This is a genomic window from Pseudomonas syringae group sp. J254-4, assembly GCF_032586855.1.
GTDB lineage: Bacteria > Pseudomonadota > Gammaproteobacteria > Pseudomonadales > Pseudomonadaceae > Aquipseudomonas > Aquipseudomonas amygdali.
Window position 1 is genome coordinate 328415 of the sequence record NZ_JAWHOO010000004.1, and the last position, 6465, is coordinate 334879.

Here is a 6465-nt window from a genome sequence, read left to right on the forward strand (position 1 = left end):
CGTGCGGTAAATCGCGAAGCCGTTCTGATTAACCCGTGGGAGAACAAAGATGGCCAAAGAAATTCTGTGTGCGTTTGGTGTGGATGTGGATGCGGTAGCGGGCTGGCTGGGCTCCTATGGCGGCGAGGATTCGCCGGACGACATTTCCCGCGGCCTGTTCGCCGGTGAAGTCGGCGCTCCGCGTCTGCTCAAGCTGTTCGAGCGTTACGGTCTGCGCACCACCTGGTTCATTCCGGGGCACTCCATGGAGACCTTCCCCGAGCAGATGAAAGCCGTGGCGGATGCCGGGCATGAAATCGGTGTGCATGGTTACAGCCATGAAAACCCGATTGCGATGACCCCGGAGCAGGAAGAGATCGTCCTCGACAAGTCCATCGAACTGATCACGCAAATGACCGGCAAACGCCCGACCGGCTATGTCGCGCCATGGTGGGAGTTCAGCAACGTCACCAACGAGCTGCTGCTCAAAAAAGGCATCAAGTACGACCACAGCCTGATGCACAACGACTTCCACCCTTACTACGTTCGGGTGGGCGACAAGTGGACCAAAATCGATTACAGCCAGCATCCGGATACCTGGATGAAGCCGCTGGTACGTGGCGAAGAAACCGATCTGGTGGAAATTCCGGCCAACTGGTACCTGGACGATCTGCCGCCAATGATGTTCATCAAGAAGGCACCGAACAGCCACGGTTTCGTCAACCCTCGGCACCTGGAAGAAATGTGGCGCGACCAGTTCGACTGGGTCTATCGCGAACACGAACACGCTGTATTCACCATGACCATTCACCCGGACGTGTCTGGTCGCCCGCAAGTGCTGCTGATGCTGGAGCGCTTGATCGAGCACATTCAAAGCCATGCAGGCGTCAAGTTCGTCACTTTCGACGAGATTGCCGACGACTTCGTGCGTCGTAACCCCCGTACCCGCTGATTCATTGCCCTGTCCGAGGCGTCACTCATGTCCATTTACAATAAGCTCGACCTGACCGGCTGGAAACCTGAGCAACTGACTCCGGAGCAAGTACGGTTCGCCACATGGATTGCGTTTTTCGCGTGGGTGTTTGCGGTATATGACTTCATTCTGTTTGGCACGCTGTTACCGGAAATCGGTCGGCATTTCAGCTGGAGTGAGGTCGAACAGGCCGAAATCGCGACCTGGGTCGCGGTCGGCACCGCGGTGGTGGCACTGGCCATCGGTCCGCTGGTAGATCGCCTGGGACGGCGCGTGGGTATCATTTTCACCGTGAGCGGTTCGGCGATCTGCTCGGCGCTCACGGCCATCGGCGGATCATGGGGCAAATCGCCGCTGATCCTGATTCGTTCGCTGGGCGGTCTGGGTTATGCCGAAGAAACCGTCAACGCGACCTACCTGAGCGAAATCTACGCGGCATCCGACGACCCGCGTCTGGCCAAGCGCCGTGGCTTCATCTACAGCCTGGTGCAGGGCGGCTGGCCGGTCGGCGCTTTGATCGCAGCAGGGCTGACCGCTGTGCTGCTGCCGATCATTGGCTGGCAGGGTTGCTTCGTGTTCGCGGCCATCCCGGCCATCGTCATCGCGATCATGGCGCGCAAGCTCAAAGAGAGCCCGCAGTTCCAGATCCATCAACGCATCACCCAACTGCGCAAGAAGGGCGACGTGAGCCAGGCACAGGCTGTGGCGCAAACCTACGGGGTCGATTACGACGAGCACAGCAAAGCGGGGATCGGTGCTGCCTTCCGTGGTTCTTCATGCCGCGCCACGCTGGTGATCGGTGCTGCGATCCTGCTCAACTGGGCGGCGATTCAGGTGTTCAGCGTGCTGGGCACAACGGTGATCGTCAGCGTTCACCACATCTCGTTCGAGAACTCGCTGATCATTCTGGTGCTGTCCAACCTGGTGGGTTATTGCGGTTACCTGTGTCACGGCTGGATGGGGGACCGCATCGGTCGTCGTAACGTGATCGGTCTTGGCTGGATGCTGGGTGGTCTGGCGTTCGCCGGCATGCTCTACGGGCCGAGCAACATGGTGACGGTCGTTGGCTTGTACAGCCTTGGCCTGTTCTTTCTGATCGGCCCTTACTCGGCGGCCTTGTTCTTCATCAGCGAAAGCTTCCCGACCAGCATTCGTGCAACGGGCGGCGCAATCATTCACGCCATGGGCCCGCTCGGTGCCGTGGTCGCAGGCTTCGGTGCCACGTCGGTATTGAGTGCAGGCGGAGACTGGCAGACCTCGGCGCTGTATTTCGGCGCGCTGCCTTGCTTCCTGTCGGGTGCACTGATGTTTGCGGCCAGGCATGTGCGACCTGAAACCGTGAAATGAGGAGCAACACATGATTCGTAAAGTTGCAGTAGTAACCGGTGCCGCCAGCGGCATCGGCCAGGCGCTGGCAGTGGCTTTTGCCCGGCACGGTGTTGCGGTGGCAGGCGGTTTCTATCCGGCTGACCCGCATGACCCGAATGAAACCCGCAGGCTGGTGGAGGCGGCGGGTGGCGAATGCCTGATGCTGCCGCTGGACGTGACCAGCACCGAGTCGGTCGACGATCTGGCTGCGGCTGCGATCAAGGCCTATGGCCGAATCGATTATGCAGTGGCCAATGCCGGATTGTTGCGTCGTGCGCCCTTGCTGGAAATGACCGACGAACGCTGGGACGAGATGCTCGACGTTGACCTGACCGGCGTGATGCGTACTTTTCGCGCCGCCGCCCGGCATATGGACGAGGGCGGTTCGCTGGTGGCGATCTCCTCGATTGCCGGTGGTGTCTACGGCTGGCAGGACCATTCCCATTACGCCGCCGCCAAGGCGGGTGTGCCAGGGTTGTGTCGCTCGCTGGCGGTGGAACTGGCGCCCAAGGGCATCCGCTGCAATGCGGTGATTCCCGGTTTGATCGAAACGCCACAGTCGCTGGACAGCAAGAACTCGCTGGGCCCTGAGGGTCTGGCGCAGGCGGCCAAAGCAATCCCGCTGGGCAGAGTCGGCCGAGCGGACGAAGTCGCTGCGCTGGTACGTTTTCTGTGCAGCGACGAAGCCAGTTACCTGACCGGGCAAAGCATCGTGATCGATGGCGGCCTGACCGTGCGCTGGCCGGGATAGATCGCGCAAACTCAACCAAGGAACCCGACCCATGCAACAGCTCAAACAAAAACGTGCGGTGATCACCGGTGCAGGCAGCGGCATTGGTGCTGCCATCGCGCTTGCCTACGCGAGTGAAGGTGCGCACCTGGTGCTGGGCGATCGTGATCCGGTCAATCTGGCCAAGGTTGCCGAACACTGCCGTCAGCTCGGCGCGCAGGTGCAGGAGTGCGTGGCCGACGTCGGCAGCGTCGAGGGTGCGCAGGCCAGTGTCGATGCCTGCGTCGAGTATTTCGGCGGCATCGACATTCTGGTCAATAACGCTGGCATGCTGACCCAGGCACGTTGCGTCGACCTGAGCATCGAGATGTGGAACGACATGCTGCGCGTCGACCTGACCAGCGTATTCGTGGCCAGCCAGCGCGCCTTGCCGCACATGATTGCCCAGCGTTGGGGGCGCATTATCAATGTTGCTTCGCAACTGGGCATCAAGGGCGGTGCCGAACTGACCCATTACGCCGCCGCCAAGGCCGGGGTGATCGGTTTCAGCAAATCCCTGGCGCTGGAAGTCGCCAAGGACAACGTGCTGGTCAACGCCATCGCTCCCGGTCCTATCGAAACACCGCTGGTTGCCGGGATCAGCAGCGCGTGGAAAACCGCCAAGGCTGCCGAGTTGCCGCTGGGACGTTTCGGTCTGGCCGAGGAAGTTGCGCCGGTGGCTGTGCTGCTGGCCAGCGAGCCGGGTGGCAACCTGTTCGTCGGCCAGACGCTTGGCCCCAATTCAGGCGACGTCATGCCATGAGCAAACTGCTGGAGAACACCTGATGTGTGGATTGTGCGGGCTGTTGGGCGAAGACGTGCACTGGAGCGACCCGCTGGCTGCCGAGCTGCCCCGGCGGCGTGAGCGTTTGCGGCGTATTGCTGCGATCAACAAGGTCGTGGCGCCGTTTCGTCTCAAGGTCGAGGACTTTCAGGGCGTTTCCTACCTTCTGCTGGGGGCTACCGGCAAGCAGGAACTGGCGACCGGCCTGGAGCAGCTCTGGCAGAAAGCCGAGTTACTGATTGGTCGCCCGCTCGACCCGCTGGATTCCCGTTTGCTCGACCACCTGCAGAGGTCCTCATGAGCATTGCTCTCAATGTGATTACCGGCTTTCTCGGCAGCGGCAAGACCACGTTGCTCAAACGCCTGCTGGCCGATGAAGACATGGGCGAAACTGCGCTGTTGATCAACGAATTCGGCGATGTCGGTATCGATCATCTGCTGGTTGAAGAGGTTGCCCCGGATACCGTTCTGCTGCCCAGCGGTTGTGTCTGCTGCACCGTCAGGGGGGAACTGAAAGATGCGTTGCTCGGCCTGCTGGAGCGGCGTAATCGTGGCGAGATTCCAGCGTTTCGCCGGGTGATTCTGGAGACCACCGGCCTGGCGGATCCGGCCCCGATTCTCACCACGCTGAGCAATGATCCGCAACTGCGCGGGCGTTTTCATATCGGCCTGATCGTCACGCTGGTGGACGCCTGCCACGCGACACTGCAAGAGCGTCTGCATCCGGAGTGGCTGGCTCAGATCGCGGCGGCGGACCGGCTGTTGTTGAGCAAGACCGATCTGGTCGATCAGCCCGCACTGGACGCGCTTCGTCAGCATCTGCAAGCGCTGAATTTCTCTGCGCCGCTGCGGGATACGGCGCAGATCCACAGTGGCGATCAACTGTTGCTGGGTGAGGGCATACGCAGCGAAGAACCGGCCGCTGAAGTGACGCGCTGGCAACTGCACAGGGTGTCGTCGACCTCCGCGCGGCATGGGGATGCACAAGTCTGTTGCCTGACGTTCGAGCGGCCTCTGGACTGGGTCGGTTTCGGGGTGTGGCTGTCGATGCTGTTAAGATGCCACGGTGAACGAATCCTCCGTGTCAAAGGACTGCTTAACGTGAACGACAACCAGGCTCCCATCGTGATTCATGGTGTGCAGCATTGCCTGCATGCGCCGGTGCATCTTGCAGCCTGGCCAGGAGAGGATCGTACTTCCCGGCTGGTGTTCATCCTGCGCGGTCTTGATCCCGAGTTGCTGCGCCGTTCATTTGAGGTGTTTTCCAGCAGCTTCGCGCCGTCACTCAGCGAGTCTGCGGCATGACCATTACCTTGCGTGTGCTGGGTACGTCCGTGACCTTGCTGGAGTCCTTGCGTGAGCGGGCCGAGCAGGAGCTGGGCATCAAGCTGATCTATCAGATCCATGACGTGCAGACCGCGCAACGCATCGCGGTCATGCAGCCCGACAGCTACGACCTTTACGATCAGTGGTTTCATAACGTTGATTTCGTCTGGCCTGCGCGGGCCATTCAACCCATCGACACGCGGCGCATCGCGCTTTGGCATGAAATCAATGACCTGCCCAAACAGGGGCGACTGAGACCCACCGACCAACCGGGCAGCGGCAGTGTGCCCAGTGAACGTTTGTTCGTGCAGCATGATGGCAGCCTGGGCAGTACGGTGACTGAGCGCATCAGCATGTTGCCGCTGACCCACAACGCCGACAGTTTTGCCTATCGCCCCGAGCGTTTGCCGGATGGGCTGAGCCCTGCTGACGAAAGCTGGGGCTGGCTGCTCGACCCTGTGTGGGGTGGGCGCATCGCCTTGCAGAGCGATGCTGCCATCGGCGCTCTGGATGCCGCATTGGCCGTGCAGGGCGCGGGGCTGGCGGCGTTCAAGGACATCGGCAACATGAGCATCGAAGAAATCGACGTGCTGGCCGACGTGCTGGTGCGTAAACAGCAGCAAGGGCATTTTGGCGCGTTCTGGTCAGACGACGAAGAAGCCGCCGAACTGATGCTCAGCCCGACCATCGACATTCAGAGCCTCTGGTCACCGACCCTGGTCAGGTTGCACCGCGCAGGTGTGAAGTACCGTGTTGCAGTGCCCAAAGAGGGTTATCGCGGCTGGTTCGGCGGGCTGTCGTTATCACGCCACGCCAAAGGCCCGGTGCTGGATGCAGCCTACGCCTACCTGAACTGGTGGCTGTCCGGTTGGCCGGGCGCAGTAATGGCACGGCAGGGGTATTACATCGGCAATCCGGCGCGCAGTCGTGATCATCTGAGCGCCGCCGAATGGGATTACTGGTACGCCGGTCTGCCTGCCCGCGAGCAACTGCTCGGCAGCGACGGCCTGCCACTGATCGACGCCGGAGAGATCCGCGACGGCGGTTCCTACGAGGAACGCATGGGCCACATCGCGGTGTGGAACTCGGTCATGAACGAACACAACTACCTGGTCCGCCGCTGGAACGACATCCTGCGCGCCAGTGGCAAAAGCAGCGCCAAAGCGCGTTAGGCACGCATTCAAGAGCTGACGCAGAGCGTCCAGAACGGCATTCCCACGCTGGAGCGTGCGGAACGATAATCGTCAGAACACCATCGTGCCAATG

At 61.2% G+C, this 6465-nt stretch carries 7 protein-coding genes; all 7 read left to right on the forward strand.

All coding sequences use genetic code 11. The features are described from left to right. The first annotated feature begins 49 nt into the window (after positions 1–49). Genes RYB09_RS08075 through RYB09_RS08105 form a run of 7 tightly spaced genes read left to right on the forward strand, consistent with a single transcriptional unit; the run spans position 50 to position 6371 of the window. Positions 50–931 (forward strand): polysaccharide deacetylase family protein, encoded by an 882-nt coding sequence (locus RYB09_RS08075; protein ID WP_004658231.1) that lies wholly within the window; start codon positions 50–52, stop codon positions 929–931. A 27-nt stretch (positions 932–958) separates the two neighbouring features. Continuing rightward, complete coding sequence (locus tag RYB09_RS08080) at positions 959–2299, forward strand: MFS transporter (RefSeq protein WP_058409584.1); 1341 nt, start codon at positions 959–961, stop codon at positions 2297–2299. Positions 2300–2309: 10 nt separating this feature from the next. Further along, complete coding sequence (locus RYB09_RS08085; RefSeq protein WP_058409583.1) at positions 2310–3071, forward strand: SDR family NAD(P)-dependent oxidoreductase; 762 nt, start codon at positions 2310–2312, stop codon at positions 3069–3071. 31 nt (positions 3072–3102) lie between these two features. Continuing rightward, a complete protein-coding gene (locus RYB09_RS08090; RefSeq protein WP_316887847.1) occupies positions 3103–3852 on the forward strand; it encodes an SDR family NAD(P)-dependent oxidoreductase in 750 nt (249 codons plus the stop codon). A gap of 22 nt (positions 3853–3874) precedes the next feature. Next, the gene (locus RYB09_RS08095) at positions 3875–4174 is read left to right on the forward strand and encodes a hypothetical protein (protein ID WP_003431302.1); all 300 of its coding nucleotides are present in this window, start codon (positions 3875–3877) and stop codon (positions 4172–4174) included. Beyond that, positions 4171–5178, forward strand: coding sequence for a CobW family GTP-binding protein (locus tag RYB09_RS08100; RefSeq protein WP_058400829.1), 1008 nt, complete (start codon positions 4171–4173; stop codon positions 5176–5178). Before RYB09_RS08095 ends, RYB09_RS08100 begins: the two co-directional genes overlap by 4 nt. Then, on the forward strand, positions 5175–6371 hold the full coding sequence (locus tag RYB09_RS08105) for a PotD/PotF family extracellular solute-binding protein (protein ID WP_122258632.1): 1197 nt from the start codon (positions 5175–5177) through the stop codon (positions 6369–6371). Before RYB09_RS08100 ends, RYB09_RS08105 begins: the two co-directional genes overlap by 4 nt. Positions 6372–6465: the final 94 nt, after the last annotated feature.

Excerpts from the sequence above, each read along its gene's own strand:
- RYB09_RS08075 (WP_004658231.1), top strand. The coding sequence starts at position 50 with ATGGCCAAAGAAATTCTGTGTGCGTTTGGTGTGGATGTGGATGCGGTA.
- RYB09_RS08080 (WP_058409584.1), top strand. The coding sequence starts at position 959 with ATGTCCATTTACAATAAGCTCGACCTGACCGGCTGGAAACCTGAGCAA.
- RYB09_RS08085 (WP_058409583.1), top strand. The coding sequence starts at position 2,310 with ATGATTCGTAAAGTTGCAGTAGTAACCGGTGCCGCCAGCGGCATCGGC.
- RYB09_RS08090 (WP_316887847.1), top strand. The coding sequence starts at position 3,103 with ATGCAACAGCTCAAACAAAAACGTGCGGTGATCACCGGTGCAGGCAGC.
- RYB09_RS08095 (WP_003431302.1), top strand. The coding sequence starts at position 3,875 with ATGTGTGGATTGTGCGGGCTGTTGGGCGAAGACGTGCACTGGAGCGAC.
- RYB09_RS08100 (WP_058400829.1), top strand. The coding sequence starts at position 4,171 with ATGAGCATTGCTCTCAATGTGATTACCGGCTTTCTCGGCAGCGGCAAG.
- RYB09_RS08105 (WP_122258632.1), top strand. The coding sequence starts at position 5,175 with ATGACCATTACCTTGCGTGTGCTGGGTACGTCCGTGACCTTGCTGGAG.